Origin of the sequence: Streptomyces sp. NPDC101393, from assembly GCF_044767385.1 — a bacterium.
Taxonomy (GTDB): Bacteria; Actinomycetota; Actinomycetes; order Streptomycetales; family Streptomycetaceae; genus Streptomyces.
Genome location: NZ_JBIWNU010000002.1, coordinates 207628 through 228202 on the forward strand (window position 1 = coordinate 207628; position 20575 = coordinate 228202).

Consider the following 20575-nt stretch of genomic DNA (forward strand, 5'->3'; position numbering starts at 1 on the left):
CGACCGGACAGTCAGTCCGCCGGTGCCTCGCCGGCCGCTGCCCCGGCCCGGAGGATGAGAAGGGCCACGTCGTCGTGCTCCCAGGGATGGCGCAACGTGTACAGGAGTACGTCGCAGGTCTCCTCCAGGGACCGTTGAGGCCCGGTGAGGAAGGCGAGAAGGGCGTTCAGCCGTTCGTCGATGGATTGCTCGCGGGTTTCGACCAGTCCGTCGGTGTAGAGAAGCAGCTCGTCGCCGGGGCGCAGGACGAGCGTGGTGGTCTGGAAGGGGCCGGCGCCGACGCCGAGCGGGGAACCCGCGGGCAGATCGAGCAGTTCCGGGTCCTGGTCCGGGCGGTGGAGGGCAGGCGGCAGGTGCCCGGCGTTGGAGATGCGGCACACGCCGTCGCGGGGGTCGTAGACGGCGTAGATGCAGGTGGTGATGAGCTGTCCCATGCGGTCGGCGAGGCGGTCGAGGTGGTGCAGCACCTGGGCGGGGTCCAGGTCGAGTTCGGCGAACGCCCGCGTTGCGGTGCGTAGTTGACCCATCGTGGCCGCCGCGTTGATACCGCTGCCCATGACGTCGCCGACGACCAGGGCGGTCTTGTCGTCGGTGAGCGGGATGACGTCGAACCAGTCGCCCCCGATTTCCCCGGCGATGGAAGCGGGCTGGTAGCGATAGGCGAGCTCCAGTCCGGGCCGCGGCTCGGGACTCTCGGGGAGGAGGCTGCGCTGGAGGGTGAGAGCGGTGTGGCGTTGGCTCTCGTACCAGCGGGCGTTGTCGATACAGATGGCGGCCCGCGCCGCGAGCTCCACGGCCAGCGCCTCGTCGTCGTGGGTGAACGGATTCGGGTTGTCGGTGCGTTTGAGGTCGAGGGCGCCAAGGACCTTGCCGCCCACGATCAGCGGCACCGCCAGGTAGGAGTGAAGTCCGGCGCGGGCCAGGAGGTCGGCATCCTCAGCGCAGCCCGCGATATACGGCAGGTCGCTGCTCTGGACGTGGGGAACGACGACGGAGCGACCGGTCTGCACGCACCGGGCGAGCAGACGGTCGGCGTCGTAACGCGCGAGTTCGCCCGGTGGGTCGGCAGCGGCGACCGCTTGGGATGATGACGCCGCGGACACGGCCAGCGCACGGAAAATTGTCGGACCGCTGGGAGAGGTAGCCGGTGCGGAGCTGGTCAATATGGCGTCGAGCACGACCACCGCCGCGACGTCGGCCAGCTCCGGCACGGTCATGTCGGTGAGCTCCCGCGCGGTCTGATCGAGGTCCAGTGTCGTCCCGATCCGCAGGGAGGCTTCCGCGATCAGCGCCAGGCTCCGCCGGGCGTGCGCGGCCTCCACCGTGGCGCGATGCCTCTCGGTCACGTCCACGACGGATACGGCCACCCCCAATACTTTTCCGTTGCCCGCCTCCAGCCGGTAATAGGAAACCGACCAGACATGGTCGCTGTCCGGATCGGCGGGGGTACGTCCGACGGACTCCTGGTCCACCAGGGGGACGCCGGTGGCCAGCACCTGCTCCATCGCGGACTCGACGGCCTCGACATCCAGATAGGGGAGCGCCTCACGGACATGCCGGCCGAGGTGCTCGGCAGCGGGAAGCCCATTGATGCGCTCCAGCGCCGGATTGACGCTCACGTACCGCAGGTCGGTGTCCACGAGCGCCAGCCCGATCGGGGACTGCGAGACCAACCGGGTGGTCAGCGCCAGATCACGTTCCACTCTGCGGAGCGTGGTCTGTGCGGTCGCCAGCCCCAGGGCGTAGACGTTCCCGTGCTCGTCCAGCAACCGCATGTTGCGGAACTCCACCTGGAGGGTGCTGCCGTCCTTGTGCCGTACGGGAAACACGCCTGCCCAGCTTCCGTCGCCCCACATGACCTGGGCAAACAGCTGCATGACCAGCTCCATGTTCTCCTCGTGCACCAGGAGCCTGCCTGCGTACCGGCCCAACGCCTCCTCCGCCGAATAGCCGAGCAGTTCCTCGGCCTGGGGGCTCCAGAGCACGATCCGGCCGTCCCCGTCCAGCACGGCCGCGGCAACCCTCAGCACATCCAGCAGGCCCCCCGGCTCCGACGTCACGCCATCCGGCGGGCCGGGCTCAGCCGGGGAAGGCTCGGCTGCGCACATCCCAAGCCTCCTTCCGCCCGCCGTCACCGCCCGAGGGGCCAGGGCTCCCTGAGGTCTCCCCGCTGCCGCCCGACGTCGCCTCTCCATCCTCCTCCAGCATCCGCCGGGCCCGCACCTGATCGGACCATGCACCGGGCACGCGCAGCGGCTTCTGCTGCCGGGGCGCGCCGGCGACGATCGCGCCGGTGATCGCCAGGTGCGGGGGGCCTGGGGCAGGGACTGCGGGGCCGGCCGGGGCACGGCTCCGGCGATGGCTCCCTCCCCCGGACGGGATTCACCGTTTGGCACATCGGCTTCACCGGAATGCGGGGGCGGCGCGCGCCTCACCTGTATCCGCGCGTGTACAGCCTGTCCCTACCTCTCTGTGCAGCCTGTCCGCACCTCGCTGTACAGCCTGTCGGGGAATGCCACGGGGCTCTGAAATCGCAGCGATTAGCGGTCCGCATGCGTTATTCGGCAACGCCAGGTTCCGAATTCCGAGCCGTACTCCACAGCCGCGTATCTGCGGTCCGGAGCCCGGCCGGATATCCCTCTCGAATCGATGCTTTCGCCCCGCAGCGATACGGTGATGTGGGCGGTGCCCATAAGGGATCGCCCTCTTCGACGATCAGGCGCCATTACGGAAGCCCGGTCCCAGCCGTTCGATTCTCAGGAGGAAAGATGACCCGTCCCGAGCAGAATCCGAACCCGCAAGAGGGTCCCGCGGACGGCGGCGCGGCCGGCACACCCGGCGTCCACGACGGGGGTGCCGACGGCGGCGCGGACGGCGGCGCCGAGGGCCCGGCGGACGGCGGCGCGGCCGGTACGCCCGGCGCGCATGACGGAGGTGCCGACGGCGGCGCGGACGGCGGCGCCGAGGGTCCCGCGGACGGCGGCGCGGCCGGCACACCCGGCGTCCACGACGGAGGGGCGGACGGCGGCGCGGACGGCGGCGCCGAAGGCCCCGCGGACGGCGGCGCGGCCGGCACACCCGGCGTCCACGACGGAGGGGCGGACGGCGGCGCGGACGGTTCCGGCAACCGCCATTGAGTACCCTCCGAACCGAGCTTCAGGACGCCGGCGCCGCAGCGAGCGCCGGGGTTCTGGAGACCCGCCTGACCGGCCTGAGCCGGGAGGAGTTCGCCCGCACGGTCTGGGCGCGGACAGCTTTGCTCACCCACCGCGCGAGCGATTTCTCCGACCTGTTCTCCGCCGACGCCGTGGACGAACTGATCTCGCGTCGCGGACTGCGTACACCGTTTCTCCGCGTGGCCAAGGACGGCGCCACACTTCCCGAGACGTCCTTCACCTCGTCCGCCGGGGTCGGCGCCACCATCTCCGACCAGCTCGACGACACCGCTCTGTCGCGAGCGTTCGCCGACGGCGCCACGCTCGTCCTGCAGGCTCTGCAGCGCACGTGGGCCCCGGTCGCGGACTTCAGCGCCAGGCTGAGCACGGAGCTGGGCCATCCGGTGCAGGCCAACGCCTACGTCACGCCGCCGCAGAACCGCGGCTTCGACGACCACTACGACGTCCACGATGTCTTCGTCGTCCAGATCGAAGGCACCAAGCACTGGCGCGTCCACGAGCCCGTCCACCCGGACCCGCTGCCCGATCAGCCCTGGACCGACCGCAGCTCCGCCGTGGCCGAGGCGGCGAAGGGCAAGGCCTCCATCGACGCCGTGCTCGCACCGGGCGATGTCCTCTACCTCCCGCGGGGCTGGCTGCACGCCGCCCAGGCGCAGGGCGACGTCTCGATCCACCTGACGCTCGGAATCCACAGCTGGACGCGCTACGCGCTGGCCGAACAGCTCGCCCACTCCGCACTCGCGGCGCTGCGCGACGATCCGCGGATGCGCCGCACGCTGCCCTTGGGCGTGGACGGACCGGCCGGCGAGATCGACATCGTCCGCGAACGCCTCGTCGCCGCCGTCACAGAAGCGGATTCCGCCCCGCTGTTCCACCGCACCCGGCGCGGCCAGGGACGCCCGGCGCCGCTGGGACCGCTGTCCCAGCTCAGGGCCGTCGACGGCCTCGGCCCTGAGTCCCCGGTGCGGCTCCGAGAGGCGCTGGAAGCGCGGCTGGAGGGCACCCGACTGACCACACGCGTGGGCTGGCTGGACTTCCCCGAGACCGACCTGCCGTCGGTGGCCCGCCTGCTCGATAGTGAGACCCGCACCGCCGGCGAGCTCGGTGTCGCACTCGTCGGGAGACTGCTGCGCGCGGGCGTACTGGTGCCCGCCGAACAGTGACTGCGCCACGGTGACGTCGACGGAACGCTTCTTCTGCTCCGATGCCGCCCGGATACGCGGCGACTCGATCGTGGGCACAGCACCGCACGGCTCCGTCTGGATCCTCATCGAGTACCGGGGCGGCTGGCCGCCCAACGGCTTCGACGGCCTCAATCTTGAGCCCGGCACCAAAGCGCTCGTGTTCTCCGCCGCCCAGGCGGTGCGGGCACGAGTGCTCCTGGTCAGGCGGCACGGACGCAGCAGGCCCGAAGGCCCCGGACGCTGGGCCGTACTGCGCTATGAGAGCTCCGGCGCCTACCGTCAGCAATGGGGCACGTGGAGCCGTGACGAGGACCTGGCGCAGATCGTCGGGGCCCTCGGTGCCCCCGGGGAACTCGGCCGTCCGCCCGTCGTTCTCGTCTGCACTCACGGCCAGCACGACACCTGCTGCGCCGTGCGCGGACGGCCCGTGGGACGTGTCCTGAGTGGGCGCTGGCCGGACCTGGTGTGGGAGTGCACGCACGTGGGGGGTGACAGGTTCGCCGCCAACGTCGTCGTCGCACCCGACGGCGTCTACTACGGCGGCCTCGACGCGGGATCCTCCCTCACAGCGGTCGAAGAGCACCTGGCCGGCCGCATTCACGCAGACCGCCTGCGCGGATACACGGATCTCTTCCCGCCGCAGCAGGCCGCTGTCGCAGGCGTGCTCAGACGCTTCGGCCCGGCCGGCCGGCATGACTACGCGGTCGTCGACACCTTCCGCGACAGCGACCGCTGGCGGATTCGCCTGAGCGGCCGCCCGCCGCGTCCCACGGCCATCGACGTCGAGGTGCGGGCCCACCGCACGCCACCGTGCCGGCTGACCTGCCGCGGACCGTCCATGAGCTCGGCCGTCGTCTACGAGGTCACGTCGATCCGCGCGGGCTGAGCCCTTCTCCTACCCGCCGGCGTGGGGGCGTCGATGCGGACGGCCAGGGTGCACCCCGCGCGGCCATGAGCCCCCGCACACGTCACCGAGCCGTAGTCGGGTTCCGTGGGAACGGTTCGTACGGAGTCAGGGTCCGTAATCGTGGTCCGTAGGAGCGGTTCGTAGGAGTGATTCGGGAGGACGGGTGCGCTGTGAGGGTTCTCCTGTGAGGGTTCCGGGGCGGTCCGCGCGAAGAGCAGAACTCACACCCCTCCGGCGGCGGTGTGCAGGCACAGCAGGCGGTCGACCAGTTCGTCGGTGTAGGCGGGAGTGAGCGGGCCCGTTCCGAACAGGATGCGGATGTACATCGGGGACAGGATGAGATCGAGCACCTGGAGCACGTCCGGGGGCTGTTCGCCTCGATCCCGGGCCCGGTCGAGCATGGCCTGTAGCTGGCGGGTGCGTTCGGCGAGAAACGCGTCGCGGGCCTCCAGGCCCGGCTGCCCGGAGTTGGACAGGGAGATGGCCAGGCGCAGTATCGCCATCCCGTCCGGCCCGGCGACATCGCGGGCGGCGGTGGCCGCGTAGGTACGCAGATCACCCTCCAGGCTGCCGGTGTCGGGGGTGGGGGAGGTCGTGGTGAGCCGGGTGATGGCCACGTCCGAGAGGAGGGCTTCCAGGTTTCCCCAACGGCGGTAGATGCTCGTGTCGGCCACGCCCGCGCGGGCGGCGACGTCGCCGACGGTGAAGTTCCCGTATCCGCGATCGCCGGCCAGGTCGGCGACCGCCTGATGCACTGCCGCGCGGACGCGTGCCGCCCGGCCACCGGGCCGACGGGCCGGCTCTCGTTGCCTCTCCATGATCCCCACTTTAACGCAGTCGCGACTTGCGTTTGCCGTTTGCGCAGCCCTACAGTCCCACTAAACGCAGCCACCAACTGCTTTAGGAGTTTCGATGGAGCCCCTGTTCTTCCCGCACAACCCTTCGTTCTGGTTCGAGACACTGCGGTCCTTCGGACACATCGCCTACGGCGGCGCCGACTTCGGAGAGGTCGTGGTGACCACTCAGCGGATCACCGCCGGCGACTACGACAGCTGGCACGACGAGTGGCTCGCCACCGCCGACCGGGTGGCCGACGAGGGACGTACGGCCCTGGCCGGCGGGCACCGCGTCAGCGCCCGGGACGCCTTCCTGCGGGCGTCGAACTACTACCGAAGCGCCGAGTTCTTCCTGCACGGCGACGCCACGGACCCGCGCATCCTGCACGCATACGACGCGTCGGTGAGGTGTTTCCGCCAGGCCGCCGCGCTGTTCACCCCGGTCATCGAGCCGGTGGAGATCCCCTACGAGGACACCGTGCTGCCGGGGTACCTGTACCGCGCCGACGACTCGGGCGCCGCCCGGCCGACCGTGGTCATGTTCAACGGATTCGACGGGACGGCCGAGGAAATGCACTTCGGCGGCGCCGCCGCGGCAGTCGAGCGCGGCTACCACGTCCTGTCCTTCGACGGCCCCGGCCAGCCGGGCACCCGCCACCACCACGGCCTGATGTTCCGTCCCGACTGGGAGAACGCAGTCGGCCCCGTCCTCGACCACGCCCTCACCCGCCCCGAAGTCGACCCCGCCCGGATCGCCCTGCTGGGCAACAGCATGGGCGGCCTGCTCGCGCCACGCGCCGCGGCCTTCGAGCACCGCCTCGCCGCCGTCATCGCCCTCGACGGCGTCTACGACCTGGGCGACATGGCCACCGGCTTCCTGTCCCTCGACCGCGCCGAGGCCGAGCGGCGGCTGCGCGCCGACCGCGACCCCGAGCTCGACGCCGCCGTGGAGGCGGCCATGGCCGCCAGCCCCAAGATCCGCTGGCTCGTCGACCAGGGCATGTACGTCATGGGGGCCGACACCCCGCGCGCGCTCTTCGCCACCTTCCTCGACTACCACCTGCGCGACGGCATCGCCCAGAAGATCACCTGCCCCACCCTGGTCTGCTCGGCCCCGGACGACGTGTTCTTCGAGGGCCAGCCCGAACTGCTCCACGAGCACCTGACCTGCCCCAAGACGCTGCTGGAGTTCACCGGCGCACTGGGCGCGGACGCGCACTGCCAGGCGGGCGCCCAACGCCTGGCCTTCGCCCGCGTGTACGACTGGCTGGACGATGTCATGACCGAAAGCGCCTGAGCTCAGTTCCCGTCTCTCAACGCCCGCGGCTCATGAAGCCTGCTCGGCCTCGGTGAACGCGGTGATCAGGCTGTGGGGTGTGTGGTCGCTGAAGAGGAGCTCGTTGAGCTGGATGCCTTCGGCGGCGGCCTCGGCGCCGCGGGGGAACATGGCCTGTTCGTACGCGGTGAGCGCGGCCTCGATGTCGTCGGGCTGCTCGGCGATGGCCTTGCCGAGTTCGGCGCCGTCGTACATGGCCAGGTTGGCGCCTTCGCCGTTCGGGACCGAGAGGTGGGCGGCGTCGCCGAGCAGGGTCACCCCCGGCACCCGATCCCAGCGGTGGCCGACCGGAAGAGCGTGGAGCGGGCGCAGGGCCGGAGGGGTGTCGCCATCGGTGATCAGCGCGGTGAGCTCCGGCGCCCAGCCGTCGAATTCCCGCGCGATCCGTGCGGTGGCCGCGACGGCATCGGTGAAGTCGATGGCGGCGAACCAGTCCTGCGGCTCGGTGAGCGCCACGTAGGTGTGCAGGGTGCCGCCCCTCTCCCGGTGAGCCTGGATCCCCTTGCCCGGCGCGAGCGCGAGCAGCGACCCGCCGCCGACCGCCTTCGCGGCGGCAGGGTGGCGGGCGTCGCCGTCGAACAGGTAGGTCTCGACGTAGGAGCGGCCGGCGTACTCGGGGGTGGCGGCGGAGAGCAGTGGCCGGACCCGTGACCACGCGCCGTCCGCACCGACCAGCAGGCTGGTGCCGACGGTGCTGCCGTCGGTGAACGTCACCTCGTGGCGGCTCTCGCCGAGGGCACGGGTACTGCTGACCTTGTGCCCCCACCGGACGGTGCCGGCCGGGAGCGAGTCGAGCAGGATCTGGCGCAGCTCGCCGCGCTGCACCTCGGGGCGGCCACCCGTGCCGTCGTCAGGTTGGTCGAACAGGACGGTCCCGTCCCGGTCGAGGATCCGCATCGCCTGGCGGCCCTCCAGGACGAGGCTGCGGAACTCGTCGATCAGGCCCGCCGCCTGCAGAGCCAGTTGGCCGTTGTAGTCGTGGATGTCGAGCATGCCGCCCTGTGCGCGAGCCGTCGGTGAGGTCTCGGCCTCGTGGACGGTGGCCGGGATGCCGTGGAGGTGCAGGACGCGGGCCAGGGTGAGGCCGCCGAGTCCGGCGCCGATGATGGTGACGTCAGTGGTCATGGTGACTCCTTGCGTGTCGCACGCCTGCCGGATGGGCTCAGCAGGATCTCTGGAAACGTGCCAGACCCCGCGGACAGTCCACCGACATCGGACCGACAGCCCCGGCAGGTGACCGACACGGCGGCTGGGGTGATCCATGCCAAGGGGCCAGTTGTCCTTTGACGGCGAACCCGGTCGCTGCGTCATCCAACCCAGTCGAAGCCGCCGGCGCCCGCCCCGGCACACCCGCTTGAGCGGCGCTGTCGATGCTGCTCCTCCGCAGTTGCCCGGCCGATGCGGAGTTCCACGACGGCAGGCAGAACCACCGCCCCAGCCCCCGCAAGGGGCCTGTACACGAGGCCACTTGGACAGGGAAAGCGCAACTTCGACATGGCTCGCAGAGGCAGTTACCTTCACCTGGTCCTCGGCGATCGCGGACGGTCGCACAGGGGGTCCTTCAGGCGCAGCCACCCTCGACGGGATGAGTTGGTCACGCCCCACGAAGCCTCGCCCCATGCGTAAGCCACCGAACCGGGTCCGCACCAGGCCCCCCAACCAGGGAGAGACGCATGCCCCATCTTGCTCTGTACACATTCGGCGTCCTGAAGTCACCTCTGGCCGATCCCACACCTCTGACGCGCGAGTTCTACGACATCGGAGAGACCGTCTACCGGAAGATCAGCCAGCACCCCGGGTACCTCGCTCATGCTGAACCGGAAGACGGCGGCCGGGGCACACACTTCGACTTGGACTGGGGTGCATGGGGAGAGTTCGTCGTACCGACCTGGTACGGCAAGGGCCAAACGGCGGAAACCACCGCCCTGGCCGCGACCCTCTCACTCTGGACCGATCTGCGCCCCGCCTTCGACGCCATCTACACCGGTGTGCACCGAGAGGCGCTGAACAGGCGTTACGACTGGTTCGAGAGGACAGAGCACCCGAATTACGTGTTCTGGTGGGTCTCCGATGGCGTGATACCCACCTGGCAGGACGGGGTTTCCAGGCTGGAACACCTCCAGGCGCACGACTCCACACCGCACGCCTTCACCTTCCACCACTCGTTCGACCCGGAGGGAACTCCGGCCAGGATCAAAAACATCGGGCCGAAGAGCGACCAGGCCGCCGACACGGAAGCCTGAACGACCGGGTTCGCTGTCAGGCGCCTCGGTTGAATGACAGCGAACCTCGTCTACGCGATCAGGGCAGCGATGCCTCCGGCGATCAGACCCACGACGATGATCAGTGGGCTGCCCTTGAGGGCGGCACTGAGGTGGAATCTCAGGTCGCGGTATTCCGCCATGCCCTCGGTGCCGGGAAGGACCAGCAGGCGGGGGCGTAGCCCGGCGAAGATGATCCAGTCGAAGACGATCAGGTCCCAGACGGTCAGCGTGGCGAAGATGAGGGCCGCGCAGACGGCCGCGGGCAGGAATGCCAGGCCGCCGTCCAGCGCACCGTCGAGGCCGATCATCGCGGCGATCATCAGGGGAAGGCCGCAGACGGCCCAGACGAACACCCCGAAGAGCACCGCCACCCGGCGGCCACGGGCACTCTTGGGCTTGCCGTACCGGTGCTGGATCGCGGGCGGATAGTCGTTCAGCAGGAAGTCCCGGCTCATGGCTGCTCCACCGAATACCGCCACGGTGAACAGCACGCTGAGCGCCAGCCCGTAGCCTGTGCCGTACCCGAGGACCGCCGACCACTGCATGCCAACCTCCGGAAGAGTTCCTGAAACCTTGCCTGCGTGCTGCGTGCTGCGTGCTGCGTGCTGCGTGCTGCGTGAGAGTTCTTGAACGGCGGGCCGATGTGTCGGCTGCCGGACGTAACCAGGAAGCCGCACGAGACCAGGGTGCCGGACGTGACCAGGGTGTCGGATTCAGCTGCCGGGCGCGGCTGTTCGGCGCTTCTTGGCGCGGTGGGCGAGGGCATCGAGGATGCGTTGCCATGCCGGTGACGCCTCGGAGATCCGGGAGACGACGAGATCCAGGTGTACGGGCCCGGTGCCGTCTCGTTCGTTTTGGATCTCCCTTGCGTCCAGGTCGTCGATGAGCCGGTCCAGGCGTGGATCGTGCGGATCCCAGTCGCATGACTGGTCACAGGCGAGATACAGGCGCGTCGTCTCGGGGTCGTCGAATCCGGCGTTCTTGTCCCGGATCCGCCGCGGCATGGCGACCGGATCCAGTGCCTGCATCAGGATCCACGCGTCGCGCTCCAGTCGTACCCGCCGTTCGCTGACCCCGAGTCCGCGCATGCGGTCAAGGATGGCGACCACCTCGGCGGGCAGGACGAGCCGTTCGCCGCCGGCCAATTCGGTGATCCGGCGGCGGTATTCGGTGAGTTGGTCGATCTTGCGCTGCAATGCGGCGTCGATCTCGGTGACGGCCGAGGCGAACTCGGCCGGCTGTGCGTGCAGCAGGGCGTCGATACGGGCCAGCGGCACCCCCGCATCGGCGAGGGTCCTGATCCGGATCAGATCCAGCGCCGCTTGCGCGCCGTAGCGGCGGTAGCCGGAGGCATCGCGCTCGGGCTCGGACAACAGGCCGACGTGGTGGTAGTGGCGGACGGTGCGCACGGTCACGCCGGCGGTCGCCGCGAGTTGGCCGATCGTGAGCACCGTTCGCCTCTGGTCTTCGTTCAAGGTCAAGGTGCCGAGTCTAAGGGCGAGCTGCCCGGTCGACCACGTCGCGGATCGCCTGGACCACGGCATCGGGGCGGTCGAAGCAGAGCCGGTGGTGCACGGTGTCGGACAGGATGCGTTGTTCGCCGTGCGAGACCGCGCTCACCAGGGCCGCGTCCAGTCTCGTCCTGCCGTCATGCATCTCCCGCACCGTCCGCTCCGATGTGAGCGCCTGCCGGCCCGGTTCGACGCCCACCACGGAGAGCGCAACCACCGGGACGTCGGGAATGCCCGGCCCGGCGCGCAGTTCGGTGGCGAGGTCGGCCAACTTGGTGCGCTCGGCGATGCCCACGCGGGTCCATGCGTCACTCACCTTGGCGTCGATCAGCGTCTGCCGCAGGTGTTCCGGATAGTCCGCGAGCAACTCGGTGTGCAACTCCCGCAGGGCCGGACGCATGCGTTCCAGCTGCTCCCGATCCGGTGCCATCTGCTCGACCGCGGCCAGGTCTGCCGCGGGAGGCATGAAGTCGTCCCAGTCGCGGTGGAAGGCGTCCAACCAGACCAGTCCGGCCACCTCCTGCGGGTACAGCTGCGCGAACCGGTGCGCGTAGAAGCCGCCGAGGGAGTGCGGCACCAGAACGTACGGAGCGGCGATGTTCTGGGAGCGCAGCAGCTCGTGGAGTTCCGTGGCGACCGCGGCGGCGCTGCGCGGCAACGGGAGGGGGTCGCTGTGGCCCGTGCCGCCGCGGTCGTACACCACCGCGGTGGTGAACTGCGAAACCCCTTGCTGGACACCGAAATAGTCCAGGCCGACCGCGCCGGCGCCCGGCAGGAACACGACGGCCGGCCCGCCGCTGCCCGACCGATGCACGAAAATACGGTGGCCGTCGATCTCCTGGAACTCTCCGACCGGCGGTGCGAGCCGAGCCGGGGAAGTGCTGTGGTTCGTCATGCGGCCAGGCTCCAACCCTTACGTAGGGTCAAGGTCAAGCCGGCCGCGTGCACAACCCTGCGGGTCGACAGGGTTCCTCACCGTCAGGCTTGCCGGGCGTAGGACGCGAGGCGATCGGCATGCGCCATGACGAGGGCGCGCAGTTCATCGGGGCGCTCGATGACGAACGGCCGGTCCAGTGAGGCGAGTACCGGAGGCAACCAGTCGAGCCGCTCCGCGCGTACTTCGACGCGCAGCCAGCGCTCCGTCGCCCGGTCCTGGCCCGCCGCGGGTGGATATTCCTCCACGTGCGCGACGGCGGCGGGGAGTTGGGCGCGGATCTGCTCCACGGTCCCGTGGATCCGCAAGGTCACCTGATGCCGGTATTCAGCCGTGGCGAACCCTGCCACCACGCGCTGTGCCGGATCGGGATCCACGGGCGCTTCGAAGGAGCCGGGCAGGGTCCTCGCGTCCGCGATGCGATCGAGCCGGAAGGTTCGGTCCTCGCCGATCCCGGGGTCCGTGCCCGTGACGTACCACCGGCCCGAGTGCGCGACGATCCCGTACGCGTGCAGTGTGCGTTCGCTGCGCCGGGCGTTGCGGTCGGTGTATCTGATCGAGACCGGTCGGCGGTGGCGTACCGCATCGGCGATGGCGAGCAGAACCCCGGCATCCGGGGTCGCGAACTCACCGGGCTGATCCGTGAAGGCGAGAGATTCCAGGAGGGTGTCGAGCCGGCGGGCGACGTGCCGGGGCAGCACCCGCCGGATCTTGGCCGAGGCCGTCTCGCTCGCCGCGTGCCCGGTCGTCATCAACCCGGACCGGCGGCCGGCGACCAACCCGAGCAGCACGGCCAACGCCTCGTCGTCGCTGAGCATGAGCGGCGGCAGGCGGTACCCAGGAGCGAGCCGGTACCCGCCGTAGCGGCCGCGCACCGACTCCACGGGCACGTCAAGGTCGATCAAGTGGGCCACATACCGCCGCACGGTGCGCCCCTCAACGCCGAGCCGGTCGGCGAGTTCGGCCACCGTACGGGTGCCGCCCGACTGCAGCAGCTCCAGAAGTGTCAGCACGCGGCCGGTGGGTCGGGTCATGTGCACAGCCTACGGCGAATACAGGACCGATTCTGTCCCCTATTTCTCCTAACCTGCGACGTGCGGCGGCTGCGGCGTGCAGCGGCTGCACCGACCAAGGAGATCAGCATGGACTTCGTCTCGATCCGCATCATCACCGGCGACGTCGCGCGCCTCGTCGAGTTCTACGAGCGCGCCACGGGGGTGCAGGCGATGTGGGCCACTGAGGACTTCGCCGAACTCACGACCCGCCACGCCACCCTCGCGATCGCCGGCACCCGCACCGTCCCGCTGTTCGCCCCGGGCTCTGCCCGCCCGGCGGCCAACCACAGCGTGATCACCGAGTTCCTCGTCGATGACGTGGACCGCGTTCACCAGGACCTGACCGGTTTCGTCACCGACTTCGTCACCGAGCCCACCACGATGCCCTGGGGCAACCGGTCACTGCTCCTCCGCGACCCCGACGGCAACCTCGTCAACTTCTTCACCCCTGTCACCGCGGCGGCCAAGGAGAAGTTCGCACGGTGACGGCAGCGCAGGCGTAGGCGTAGGCGTCGGCATAGGCGCAGGTGTTCCCGCGGGATCGGTGCCCCTGTGCCCCGGTGCCTCGGCGCCTCGGTGCCGCCCGAGAGGCACGTGAGGGTGGGTTGCGGTCAAGAAGAGGGTGGCGTGGAGGAGCGTGTGCGCCACATGGAGACGAGCAGGCACAGCGCGGAGGCTGCGAAGAGGCCCGCAGTGATCAGCAGCCAGCGGGCCCAGAACACGCCTGCGGGCAGCGCGGTGTACGACGTGAAGCCGGGGACCCGGTTCAGCACGAGCGGGTACCAGACGAGGAGCAGCAGGAGGGCCACGAAGGCGGGGACCCGGAGGTAGTTGATCCAGCCTGTCACCGGGTGGGCGCGTCGTTCCGCGATGCCGAAGACGCGTGGGAGTACGTGGTCGGTGGCGGTGTAGAGGGGGAGGAAAACCAGGTCGTGCAGAAGGGCGGCGCCGACGAACCAGATGACGACGCCGAGCGTGTCGCCCTTGAGCAGTCGCACGCCGGCGTATCCGGCCAGGGCGAAGGAGCACAGCACCAGGAAGAGGTGGAGGGGGGACGCCCCGTAGCGGGATCGGATGCCCTTGGCCTTGGCCTTTCCCTCGCTTTTGGCCTTTCCCTCGCCCTTGCCCTTGGCGTTCACTGTGGCCCTCCGAAGGTGAGGCGGGTGACCCATTTCGTGTTGTGCACACCGGGGTTGGCCGGAACGATGACGCGCGCCGGGTAGCCGTGGTCCATGGAGAGCACGGCGCCGTTGACCCGCACGGCAAGCAGCGAGCGGAGGTCACGGACCTGGTTGTCCCGCAGGTGCGTCGAGCTGAAGGCGCCGCCGCGTTGCGCGGACTCGACGAAGACGCCCGGCGGGCTGTGCCGCAGGCCGACCAGCGCGGCAAGGTCGCTCAGCCGTACGCCGGTCCAGAGTTGGTCGTCAGTGGACCAGCCTTCCACGCAGGCAATGGGCAGTGCGGCCGTGTGTTGGGGCAGTGCCAGGACCTGTTCGCGGGTGAAGGTCTTCTCCTGGCCTGCGCCTCGTACGACGAGCCTCCATTGCGGCCCGATGTCCTGCGCACGGATGCCGACGTCCGCGGCGGTCTTGTTGATCTGGAATCCGTTGGGGCCGGTGTGCGGCTGTTGTCCGTGCGGGGCCAGCAGGGCTGTCTTCCGGAGGGATCCACCGATGCTCTGCCCGGCCGTGACGACGAGCAGAGCCAGCGAACCCGCGCCGACCATGCCGAGTGCGCCGCGCCGCGACATGGTGGGCGGTGCCGGATCCGGCGTCACCAGCCCGGTCGCGTCTGGCGGTTCCGGCTCCGTCCGCGCGGTCGGCACGCGGAGCTCGGTGCGCCAACTGCGGCTGCGCAGGGCCCTTGCCATCGTGGGGATCCGGAATGCCACGTGGACGACGAAGGCGCCGATGAACACCCACGCACCGTAGAAGTGGAGGGTGTAGAACGACCCGGGGAAGATGTAGTGCAGCTGGATGTTCAGCACGCCGGTGACGAACTCGAACAGCGCCCCGCCGACGAGCAGCAGCAGGGAGAGCCGTTCCAGCGCATGGCTCGGCGAGCGCAGCGGCGGCCAGGAGAACAGCTTCGGGATGACCGACCAGAGCTTCGCCAGCAGGACCGGGATCAGCACCACACCGAGCGTGACATGGACGCCTTGGGTGAGGCGGTAGAGCCAATACGGGCTGGTCGGCCAGGAGAACAAGTAGAAGCCCAGCAGCCCCTTGTTCGGCGTCTGGTCGTTGCCCGGTGCCAGATCCGGGTTGTAGGCGGCGTAGGACAGCAGCCCGGTCACGAACAGCACCGTGACGCCGACCAGAAGAATCGACCCGAACACCGAGGTCAGCCACGGCCCCCGCAGCGGACTGCGCCAGAATCCGGGGCGCGCAGGGCCCGGTGGCGGGCTGCCCAGCAGGGCGGCGAGACGCTGCCGGTGGTCCGTGGGGGGTGGGGCGGCCTTTGTGGGCGGGCGGGTTGCGTGACTGCCGGACCCGCCCGCCGCGCCGGTCCGGGGAGCCGCCGTGCTCTCGGTGGGTTTCTCCTCCGGACGCTGCGCGGGCGTCGGGTTGCGAGGATCCTCACCGCGGTCACTGCCCTGCACATCGGTCCCTTCGAGGTGGTCCGAGCGGCGTGAGTACCGCGGCACAACCGTATGCACGGAATGCGGCGGATCCACCTGACTCGCCCGTGCATCAGCCCTTTCGCCGTAGAGCTTGTCCGCCCGATCGTGTGTCGGCCCGGCTCTCTTTGGCCGTTCGGGCAGCGGTGATCGTCCCGTGGCAGCGGGCCGCCCCGCCCTGCCGGAGTTCAGCGACGGTCCCGCCGCCGCCTCTGCGGCAGGACAACCCGAACATCCGCCGCGCCATCGCCTCAAGCCCGAGCAACTGGTGCCAGGCATTCCCCGCTTGAGGCAGGGCGGCCGGCGCAACGTCAGGACCGGGCCGGTATGCCGGGTCGAGGACCTCGTCGGCGTACAGGCCCTGGTGGGGATCCGACCAGCGTCTTCACGCTCCGGCGCACCGCCCTCAGCCCGTGGGCGCTCTCGCGCCACACCAGCCTTCCTGACATGTATGCGATGCCCGCGCGCTCACGGATGGGCCGCCACGGGTCCCGTCTCCCATATCGGCGCGCTGCTCCGCATGTTGGATGCCCAAGAGGCGTGCCTCGCCGAAGTGGTGTCCGGCATCGGGCGCCGGTGCAGTCCATCGATCCGCCCCCGGTGCGGTTCCGTTCCGGCGATCGGCGCAACATCCGACCCGAAGGGGTGGGCGCATGCCGCCGACGCACGTCAAGTGGCGGCGCGCGGCCACAATGCGGATTCCGATTCCTGCTGATCAGGAGAACCGCATGCGTATGCTCATCGGCCGCTGCCTGGCCGTCACAGCGCTCACCGCCGTCGCCGTCGTTCCGCTCGCCGGGGTTGCCCAGGCTGCCCCCAAGGCGCCGGCCTCCGCGTCCGACCACCGGGACAAGAAGGGCAACGAGCGGCACCACTCCCAGCGGGACAACCACCGCGACCGTCACTGCTCCTGCCAGCACAAGCACAAGGGACAGCACCGCGACGGCGAATACGGCTTGAACCTCAACGGGTTCGGTCGCGGCGGTCTCCTGGGCCTCGGCATTCTCGGCCTCCTCTGACACAACCGGTGAAGGGCGGGCCGTTTCCCCTGACGGCCCGCTGCACAACACCCCGCGCGAGAGCCGCAACCGACGGTGGCAGCCGCCCACCACCACGCGCACGTTCACCTGTGGGGCGGCCCGTGACCTACGGTGGCCCGGTGACTGTGAGTGCACGTAAGCGGGCATACCGTCGTGATCTGTGGGCGGTGGCGGGCGCGGTGGCGCTGTTCGTTCTCGCGGTGGTGGTCGGGAGAACCCTCAACAAGACCGTCTACGGCTCGGAAGGCATCCTGCGGCTGGGGTGGCCACCCTTGTTCGCCTGGTGGATGCCGCACATCGGTCCCGGCACTCCGGCGGCAGTGAGCGTTGCCGTCCTGGTGGTGGTCTACGGCCCGCCGACCGCGCGCCGCCTGCCGTGGCAGGCGCTGGTACCCGCGGTGTGGGGCGCCGCGATGGCGTGGACCTGGTCACTCGCCCTCGTTGACGGCTGGGGCCGCGGCGTCGCCGAGCGGCTGACGACGAGCTTGGAGTATCTGCAGTCGGTGGACCGGGTGCAGCACGTCCCTGCCTTCCTGCGGGACTTCACCCACCACATCCTTGTCGGCTCCCCCCAGATCTGGCCGGCGCACGTGGCCGGCCATCCTCCGGGCGCCCTCCTGACGTTCGTCGGTCTGGACCACATCGGGCTGGACGGCGGCGCCTGGGCGGCGGTCTGGTGCCTGACCATCGGCACATCGTTCGCGGCGGCGGTCATGGTGGCGCTGCGGGCCCTGTGCGGTGACCAACTCGCGCGCCACGCGGCCCCGTTCCTGGTCCTGGCCCCTGCGGCGGTATGGATCGGCGTGAGCGCCGACGGCTACTTCGCCGGCGTCGTGTCCTGGGCCATCGCCCTGCTGGCCCTTGCCGCTACCCGCAGCACCAAAGTGCCGCGTATCGCGGCCCTGGGCGCCGGGCTGCTGCTCGGCTGGGCCTGGTACCTCTCCTACGGCCTGACCGTGTTCGTGGTGCTCGGCGTCGTGGTGCTGCTGATCGCCCGCTCGGTCCGGCCGCTGCCCTACGTGATCCTCGGTGTGCTGGTGTGGGTGGTGGCCTTCACCGCGGCAGGTTTCTGGTGGCTGGACGGCTACACCACCCTCGTCGAGCGGTACTACCAGGGCGCGGCGAAGGTGCGGCCGTACAGCTATTTCCTCTGGGCGAATCCGGCCGCCCAGGTGCTGACAGTGGGCTTGGCCGGTGTCGCGGGCCTGCGGCGGGCGGCCTGGCAGGTGGGGCCCGCGGTGAAGCGGATCCGGAGTACGGCGCCTGGCGGGAGCGGCGCCCTGTCCGTCCTGGTCGCGGCGGCGCTGTTGATGATGCTCCTCGCCGATGTGTCCGGGATGAGCAAGGCGGAGACCGAGCGGATCTGGCTGCCCTTCGCCGTCTGGCTCCTGCCCGCCTGCGCGCTCCTGCCGCGCCGCGCACACCGTTGCGCTCTGGCGGCCCAGGCGGTGCTGGCTCTGGCCGTCAACCACCTGCTGCTCACGGGCTGGTGAACGCCGCCACGCGAGCGGACGTCCCCTCACCGGCTGACGCGGGGCGACCGTTCGGCGCACGTGGCTGCGCCGGCGGCGGCGCCCTACGCCTCGCTCACCACCGCATCTCCCCCGCGGTCCGGCCGGTGTCGCCGGGAACGCCGGAGTTCGACGAAGTGGCGGTCGCCGACGGCCCAGTGTTCGCCCGGCAGCCAGCCGGCGAGGGCCGCGCTGCGGCGCAGTGCGGGAACCCCGACCCGTGCCCAGGGGAACGTGGTTCCGGCGTGGCCCTGGCCGTCCTCGAAACGCACCTCCAGGCGTTCGTCGATGTCGTCCGCTGCCGCTTCCACGAACAGCAGGCTCCCCAGGGGAGTGACGAGGGCCCCGATCCGGGCGAGAAGGGCCGCAGGGTCGCCGCCGATGCCGATATTGCCGTCCATGAGCAGGGCGGTCCGCCACATACCCTCACCCGGGAGCCGTTCGAAGACGGACCGGCACAGGGCCGCACCTCCGTTGCCCTCGGCCCGCAGGACCGCGGCGCGGCTGATGTCGATGCCCAGCGCGAGGTGTCCGAGAGCATTCAGTGCGGCGACCAGGCGCCCTGGTCCGCATCCGATGTCGAGGACCGCTCCCTGACAACGCCGCAGGACGCTTATGTCCGCGTGGTCGGCGCGGGCGCACCACCGGTCCATCTCCGACGACAGGTAGCCGCCGTCCACCCGGCGCAGGAACAACGGGCCCTTACCGCCCCTCAAGGCCCGCCCGTACGGGTCCTCGTGCCGGTCGGCGAGGAAACCCGGCTGCTCTTCCGGCACCTGCTCGTCCGTACTCATCGGGTCGCCGCCTTCGTCATCCGCCGGAAAGCCGCCGCGCAGCGGCCGTTGGGAGCCACCGCTGCGAGGGCAGGCCCGTCATCAGCGGTGTCGACATCACGCAGCGTCGGCAGGTCCCGCACGGTCAGGTGCGCGTCGATGAGCCTTGGCCGCTGCCGGGCGCCGGTGGACTTCATCGACATATCCATGGCACGCAGTAGCTCGGGGTCGGGATCGGCCAGGACGGGCGCCCGGAAGGCCCCGTCGACGGCCGGGCAGAACCAGGCGTCGCAGTCCCGCCAGGCGGCGGCGCGCAGCGCGGGGACCGGCAAGGGGGCGGTGACCCGGGGCGTGTCCTCCCCGATCAGCAGCGCGGGTCCGTGGGTGCGGGCCGGGGCCGGCCGGGTCGTGACACGACCGGGCACCGGCTCCTCGGCGAAGACGATCAGAGTGGTCGCGTCACGTGCACCGGTCATCGGCTCTCCGCTTCATGTCCACGCGGGCTCTCCGTAAAGCAGCCCCCCGCGGAAGGTGTTGCCCCGAGACGGGGACAGGCCGCGAGTCCTTCACGGTGCTTCACCCCTGACTGAAGGAAATGCCGCCTTCGGGAGGACGTTCCGTTGGCCTGGCTGCTCCCCTCCACGCCGGTCGGCGCAGCCGCTGGGAAAACTGGACCGACGTCCACAGGGGAGGGAGGTCGCCCCATGCCCCATAGATCATTCGTTACAGGTGGTTCGTTATCGGTCGTTCGTCATGGGTAATTCGTTGCGGACTTTCTCCCGGATTGCCCTCCTGCGCGAAATTATTGGGTGAAACATCAACGATGACCCGGGATGCATGGTGCCGAGCACCGGGGGGAGGACCAGCCTTCATCGCCGTCTTCGGCGAGGCGTCGCGGGAGATGCGGCCTGCACAGCTACGTTCGGTTGGTGATTTCCGAGGATGAAGTATTGCTCGGCGTCTACGACTTCACGGCTCAGATCATCGACAGCCTCGCACTGCAGCGTCAGCGCTCCACGGCCTCGTCCGCGCGCCTGCTCCCCCACCCTCATGCGCAGGGACATTCGCCACGAGATGCGGCGCAGACCACAGATCCGGTGACTGATCCGGTGACTGGCCCGGTGGCTGATCCGGTGGCTGATGGGGAGGGGCGTGTGCGAGGCCGCGCCGAAGACGCCGGGACGTTCGGCAACACTGTCGTCGGACCATGAGTGCCCCGCATCCGCGGCACCGCGAACGGCGCGTGTGACGACGTGTGCGGGCATGCGGGCCCAACGAAGCGCGCCTCATGGCACTTTTGACCCATCCGGGGTGAGGGAGGCCTCCGAATAAGAGTCATGACACCTGATCTCACCACCGCATACCGGCAATCAGTGCACGTGACACGTGTGGCTCCCCGGCACCCGGGAGCCACACCCCATCCCAGAG

Annotated in this window: 20 protein-coding genes; 9 read left to right on the top strand and 11 right to left on the bottom strand. The window is 70.1% G+C overall.

Features of this window, described 5'->3' with window-relative positions:
* Window positions 1-11: 11 nt before the first annotated feature.
* Window positions 12-2108: a SpoIIE family protein phosphatase gene (locus tag ACIRQ7_RS06605; protein ID WP_404260410.1), complete on the bottom strand. Its 2097-nt coding sequence runs from the start codon at window positions 2106-2108 to the stop codon at window positions 12-14.
* Window positions 2109-2768: 660 nt separating this feature from the next.
* Between ACIRQ7_RS06605 and ACIRQ7_RS06610 the strand changes: the two genes are divergently transcribed.
* The 3 genes from ACIRQ7_RS06610 to ACIRQ7_RS06620 are packed head-to-tail and all read left to right on the top strand — an operon-like array spanning window position 2769 to window position 5246.
* Window positions 2769-3137: a BatC protein gene (locus ACIRQ7_RS06610; RefSeq protein WP_404260412.1), complete on the top strand. Its 369-nt coding sequence runs from the start codon at window positions 2769-2771 to the stop codon at window positions 3135-3137.
* Window positions 3134-4339, top strand: coding sequence for a cupin domain-containing protein (locus ACIRQ7_RS06615; protein ID WP_404260413.1), 1206 nt, complete (start codon window positions 3134-3136; stop codon window positions 4337-4339). Before ACIRQ7_RS06610 ends, ACIRQ7_RS06615 begins: the two co-directional genes overlap by 4 nt.
* A 10-nt stretch (window positions 4340-4349) precedes the next feature.
* Window positions 4350-5246 carry a sucrase ferredoxin gene (locus tag ACIRQ7_RS06620; protein ID WP_404260415.1) on the top strand — a complete coding sequence of 299 codons (897 nt, stop codon included), beginning with the start codon at window positions 4350-4352 and terminating at the stop codon, window positions 5244-5246.
* Window positions 5247-5488: 242 nt separating this feature from the next.
* On the opposite strand, the gene ACIRQ7_RS06625 is transcribed toward ACIRQ7_RS06620, so the two are convergent.
* Window positions 5489-6085: a TetR/AcrR family transcriptional regulator gene (locus ACIRQ7_RS06625; RefSeq protein WP_404260417.1), complete on the bottom strand. Its 597-nt coding sequence runs from the start codon at window positions 6083-6085 to the stop codon at window positions 5489-5491.
* Between the two features lie 94 nt (window positions 6086-6179).
* On the opposite strand from ACIRQ7_RS06625, the gene ACIRQ7_RS06630 reads away from it, so the two are divergent.
* On the top strand, window positions 6180-7400 hold the full coding sequence (locus ACIRQ7_RS06630; RefSeq protein WP_404260419.1) for an alpha/beta hydrolase family protein: 1221 nt from the start codon (window positions 6180-6182) through the stop codon (window positions 7398-7400).
* A gap of 30 nt (window positions 7401-7430) precedes the next feature.
* Here ACIRQ7_RS06630 and ACIRQ7_RS06635 read toward each other — a convergent pair whose 3' ends face one another.
* Window positions 7431-8564, bottom strand: a complete 1134-nt coding sequence (locus tag ACIRQ7_RS06635) for an FAD-dependent oxidoreductase (protein ID WP_404260420.1) — start codon at window positions 8562-8564, stop codon at window positions 7431-7433.
* 548 nt (window positions 8565-9112) lie between these two features.
* Between ACIRQ7_RS06635 and ACIRQ7_RS06640 the strand changes: the two genes are divergently transcribed.
* Entirely contained in the window at window positions 9113-9682 is a 570-nt protein-coding gene (locus ACIRQ7_RS06640) for a DUF3291 domain-containing protein (RefSeq protein ID WP_404260422.1), read from the top strand.
* A gap of 50 nt (window positions 9683-9732) precedes the next feature.
* Here ACIRQ7_RS06640 and ACIRQ7_RS06645 read toward each other — a convergent pair whose 3' ends face one another.
* The 4 genes from ACIRQ7_RS06645 to ACIRQ7_RS06660 all read right to left on the bottom strand — a co-directional run bounded on the left by ACIRQ7_RS06645 (window position 9733) and on the right by ACIRQ7_RS06660 (window position 13182).
* The gene (locus ACIRQ7_RS06645) at window positions 9733-10248 is read right to left on the bottom strand and encodes a hypothetical protein (protein WP_404260424.1); all 516 of its coding nucleotides are present in this window, start codon (window positions 10246-10248) and stop codon (window positions 9733-9735) included.
* A gap of 168 nt (window positions 10249-10416) precedes the next feature.
* Window positions 10417-11184, bottom strand: a complete 768-nt coding sequence (locus ACIRQ7_RS06650) for a MerR family transcriptional regulator (RefSeq protein ID WP_404260426.1) — start codon at window positions 11182-11184, stop codon at window positions 10417-10419.
* 10 nt (window positions 11185-11194) lie between these two features.
* The gene (locus tag ACIRQ7_RS06655; protein WP_404260427.1) at window positions 11195-12109 is read right to left on the bottom strand and encodes an alpha/beta fold hydrolase; all 915 of its coding nucleotides are present in this window, start codon (window positions 12107-12109) and stop codon (window positions 11195-11197) included.
* An 83-nt stretch (window positions 12110-12192) separates the two neighbouring features.
* Window positions 12193-13182 (bottom strand): helix-turn-helix transcriptional regulator, encoded by a 990-nt coding sequence (locus tag ACIRQ7_RS06660; RefSeq protein ID WP_404260429.1) that lies wholly within the window; start codon window positions 13180-13182, stop codon window positions 12193-12195.
* A 108-nt stretch (window positions 13183-13290) separates the two neighbouring features.
* On the opposite strand from ACIRQ7_RS06660, the gene ACIRQ7_RS06665 reads away from it, so the two are divergent.
* Entirely contained in the window at window positions 13291-13689 is a 399-nt protein-coding gene (locus ACIRQ7_RS06665; RefSeq protein WP_404260430.1) for a VOC family protein, read from the top strand.
* A gap of 125 nt (window positions 13690-13814) precedes the next feature.
* Here the strand turns inward: ACIRQ7_RS06665 and ACIRQ7_RS06670 are convergent, their stop codons facing one another.
* A complete protein-coding gene (locus tag ACIRQ7_RS06670; RefSeq protein WP_404260432.1) occupies window positions 13815-14342 on the bottom strand; it encodes a hypothetical protein in 528 nt (175 codons plus the stop codon).
* Complete coding sequence (locus ACIRQ7_RS06675; RefSeq protein ID WP_404261322.1) at window positions 14339-15619, bottom strand: molybdopterin-dependent oxidoreductase; 1281 nt, start codon at window positions 15617-15619, stop codon at window positions 14339-14341. Before ACIRQ7_RS06675 ends, ACIRQ7_RS06670 begins: the two co-directional genes overlap by 4 nt.
* A 932-nt stretch (window positions 15620-16551) precedes the next feature.
* On the opposite strand from ACIRQ7_RS06675, the gene ACIRQ7_RS06680 reads away from it, so the two are divergent.
* Both ACIRQ7_RS06680 and ACIRQ7_RS06685 read left to right on the top strand, forming a co-directional pair.
* The gene (locus tag ACIRQ7_RS06680; protein ID WP_404260433.1) at window positions 16552-16842 is read left to right on the top strand and encodes a hypothetical protein; all 291 of its coding nucleotides are present in this window, start codon (window positions 16552-16554) and stop codon (window positions 16840-16842) included.
* 146 nt (window positions 16843-16988) lie between these two features.
* On the top strand, window positions 16989-18356 hold the full coding sequence (locus ACIRQ7_RS06685) for a hypothetical protein (RefSeq protein ID WP_404261324.1): 1368 nt from the start codon (window positions 16989-16991) through the stop codon (window positions 18354-18356).
* Window positions 18357-18439: 83 nt separating this feature from the next.
* On the opposite strand, the gene ACIRQ7_RS06690 is transcribed toward ACIRQ7_RS06685, so the two are convergent.
* The gene (locus ACIRQ7_RS06690) at window positions 18440-19168 is read right to left on the bottom strand and encodes a class I SAM-dependent methyltransferase (protein ID WP_404260434.1); all 729 of its coding nucleotides are present in this window, start codon (window positions 19166-19168) and stop codon (window positions 18440-18442) included.
* Window positions 19165-19623 (bottom strand): hypothetical protein, encoded by a 459-nt coding sequence (locus ACIRQ7_RS06695; RefSeq protein ID WP_404260436.1) that lies wholly within the window; start codon window positions 19621-19623, stop codon window positions 19165-19167. Before ACIRQ7_RS06695 ends, ACIRQ7_RS06690 begins: the two co-directional genes overlap by 4 nt.
* Before the next feature lie 453 nt (window positions 19624-20076).
* Between ACIRQ7_RS06695 and ACIRQ7_RS06700 the strand changes: the two genes are divergently transcribed.
* Window positions 20077-20358: a hypothetical protein gene (locus ACIRQ7_RS06700; protein ID WP_404260438.1), complete on the top strand. Its 282-nt coding sequence runs from the start codon at window positions 20077-20079 to the stop codon at window positions 20356-20358.
* Window positions 20359-20575: the final 217 nt, after the last annotated feature.